Genomic DNA, 2,807 nt, shown 5'->3' with positions numbered 1-2,807 from the left:
CGGCGGCGCCGAGCCCCTGCACCGTGTTGATCAGCATCGGAAAGAAGCACATCAGCACCACGATCGCCGCCTTGGAATGCCAGTCGAAGCCGAACCACATCACCATGATCGGCGCCATGCCGATGATCGGCAGGGCGGAGACGAAATTGCCGACCGGCAAGAGCCCCCGGCGCAGGAAGGGCAGCCGGTCCACCGCGACGCCCACGAGGAAGGCCGCGCCGCAGCCGATGACATAGCCCGCCAGCGCGCCCTTGAAGAAGGTCTGCACCACATCGGCCCAGAGGATGCCGGTCGAAGTGGCGAAACGCGCCGCGATGGCGCTCGGCGCCGGCAGCAGCACCGGGCTCACCGCCAGCCCGCGCACCAGGAGCTCCCAGAGCGCGATCAGCGTCGCCCCGAAGAGCAGCGGCGGCAGCAGCCGCCCCGGACCGCTGGTCGCCCGCGCCGCCAGCCGCACGTTCAGCCACCAGGCGCCGGCCCAGAGCCCGAGCGCGGCGATCACCGCGAGGTTCATCGCCGCCCCGCCCGGCTTTGACAGCGCCCGCGCGCCGTGGCACCCCGTGGCCGATGTCCCCCGCCCGCCGCGCCCCGCTCGAGCTCTCCGCCGCCGACGCCCGCCGGATCTGGCTGCGCGCCCAGCGCCTCGATGCGCCGGAGCCCTTCGGCACCGGCCCCGAGGCGGTGCGCAGGGCGGTCGAGCAGCTCGGCTACGTGCAGATCGACACCATCCACGTGATCGAGCGCGCCCATCACCATATCCTCTGGAGCCGCATCCCCGGCTACCGCCGCGCCGACCTGCATGCGGCGCTCAGCCGCGACAAGTCGGTCTTCGAATACTGGACCCATGCGCTGGCCTATGTGCCGACCCGCGACTTCCGCTTCTTCCTGCCGGAGATGAAGCGCCGGCGCGAAACCCCGGGGCGCTGGTTCGGCAGCACCCCGCCGGGCGAGCTGCGCCGCGTCCTCGCCCGCATCCGGCGCGACGGCCCGCTCTCGATCCGCGATTTCGACGACACGCCGGTGGAGAAGGTCCATCTCTGGGCGAGCCGCAAGCCGTCGAAACGCGCGCTCGAATGCGGCTTCCACGGCGGCGCGCTCACGATCAGCGCCCGCTCGGGCATGCTCAAGACCTACGACCTGACCCGCCGGCATTTCGGCTGGGACGCGAGCCCGCGCCCGGCGAGCCCGCGCCAGGTGCTCGACTACCTGCTCGACCGCGCGCTCGGCGCCCAGGGCGCGGTCTGCCTCGATTCGATCTGCTATCTCGACGCCGCCCGCAAGCCCGCCATGGCCGAGCTGATCGCCGGCCGGGTGCGCCGCCGGCGCCTCCTGCCGGTCGCGCTGGGGATCGAGGGCGCACCCCCGCACTGGATCACCCCCGAGGCCGCCGCCGATCCGCCCGCCCCGGTGGACCCCACCGCGGTCCATATCCTCTCGCCCTTCGATCCGCTCGTCATCCAGCGCAAGCGCCTCGGCCTCCTCTTCGGCTACGACCATGTCTTCGAGGCCTATGTGCCGGAGTCCCGCCGCCGCTTCGGCTATTTCGCGCTGCCGGTGCTCGTCGGCGACCGCATCGCCGCGGCCATCGACATCAAGGCCGATCGCAGCAAGCGCCGGCTCGAGATCCGGCAATGGACTTGGACCGAGGGCGCCCCCGCCGCGGGCGACAAGGCGGCGATCGAGGCGGCGCTGCATCGCTTCGAGGCCTTCCAGTTCGCGTCCTGATCCCATGCTCAGGCCCGCCCGCCCATCGCCCGCACGGTCAGCCGCTCGGCGAGCCCGATCAGCCCCACCAGCGTGGCGGCGAGGATCGAGGCCATCATCAGCGCCGACCAGATCTGCACCGTCTGCCCGTAATAGCTGCCCGTGAGCATGCGCGCGCCCAGGCCCGCCACCGCCCCGGTCGGCAGCTCGCCGATGATCGCGCCCACGAGGCTCGCCGCCACCGCCACCTTGAGCGAGGCGAAGAGATAGGGCAGCGCCGCCGGCCAGCGCAGCTTCCAGAAGGTCTGCGCCGGGCTCGCGTTCCAGGTCCGCATCTGGTCGAGCAGCATGGTCTCGGGGCTGCGGAAGCCCTTCACCATGCCGACGACGACCGGAAAGAAGGAAAGATACATCGAGATCAGCGCCTTGGGCAGCAGTCCTGCCACGCCGACCGAGGCGAGCACCACGATGATCATCGGCGCGATGGCGAGGATCGGCACCGTCTGGCTCGCGATCACCCAGGGCATCACGCTCGCGTTCGTGGTGCGGTCGTGCACGATCCCGACCGCCAGCAGGATCCCGAGGCCCGTGCCCAGCACGAAGCCCGCCAGCGTCGCCGAGAGGGTGATCCAGGCGTGGTAGATCAGGCTGCGCTTGGAGGTGACCGGCATGGCGACCGTGGTGTTCCAGAGCTCCACCGCCACCTGATGCGGCGCCGGCAGCCGCGGCCGCTCCTGGCTCCAGGTATCGGCGACCAGCTCGCGCGCCGAGAGCGTCACCCCGTCCCGCCCCGCCTGATCCAGCGCCCAGGCCGAGTTCAGTGCCACCGCCGCGACATACCAGATCGCGAGGATGCCGAGGACCACCACCGCCACCGGAAAGGCGCTGCCCCCGCCCCCCGACATGGCCGCCCGCGACGCCATCCCCCGGGCGCTCATGTCCCCCGCCTCGCATGGCAGGCGTCAACCGCCGCCGCCATCCCGAGGCCGGGCCGCGGGCAATGGCCGCGCCCCGCGCGGCCCGCAGAACATCCCCCCGGACCGAAGACGGCGAGGCGCCGGTGGCGCCTTGCCCGGTCCGGTCGCCCGGAGGCGCAAGCCGCA

Annotated in this window: 3 protein-coding genes; 1 reads left to right on the top strand and 2 read right to left on the bottom strand. The window is 72.4% G+C overall.

Features of this window, described 5'->3' with window-relative positions:
• On the bottom strand, window positions 1–514 hold a 514-nt coding region (locus tag V7050_RS20060; protein ID WP_324411139.1), incomplete at its 3' end, for an ABC transporter permease.
• Window positions 515–567: 53 nt separating this feature from the next.
• Here V7050_RS20060 and V7050_RS20055 point away from each other — a divergent pair.
• Window positions 568–1,725: a winged helix-turn-helix domain-containing protein gene (locus V7050_RS20055; protein WP_324369913.1), complete on the top strand. Its 1,158-nt coding sequence runs from the start codon at window positions 568–570 to the stop codon at window positions 1,723–1,725.
• An 8-nt stretch (window positions 1,726–1,733) separates the two neighbouring features.
• On the opposite strand, the gene V7050_RS20050 is transcribed toward V7050_RS20055, so the two are convergent.
• A complete protein-coding gene (locus V7050_RS20050; protein WP_324374597.1) occupies window positions 1,734–2,642 on the bottom strand; it encodes an ABC transporter permease in 909 nt (302 codons plus the stop codon).
• Window positions 2,643–2,807: the final 165 nt, after the last annotated feature.

The sequence above is a fragment of the Amaricoccus sp. genome (assembly GCF_036846665.1).
GTDB lineage: Bacteria > Pseudomonadota > Alphaproteobacteria > Rhodobacterales > Rhodobacteraceae > Amaricoccus.
The sequence above is the reverse complement of the archived record's forward strand: the minus strand, read 5'-3'. Positions and strand labels throughout refer to the sequence as shown.

Excerpts from the sequence above, each read along its gene's own strand:
- V7050_RS20055 (WP_324369913.1), top strand. The coding sequence starts at position 568 with ATGTCCCCCGCCCGCCGCGCCCCGCTCGAGCTCTCCGCCGCCGACGCC.
- V7050_RS20050 (WP_324374597.1), bottom strand. The coding sequence starts at position 2,642 with ATGAGCGCCCGGGGGATGGCGTCGCGGGCGGCCATGTCGGGGGGCGGG.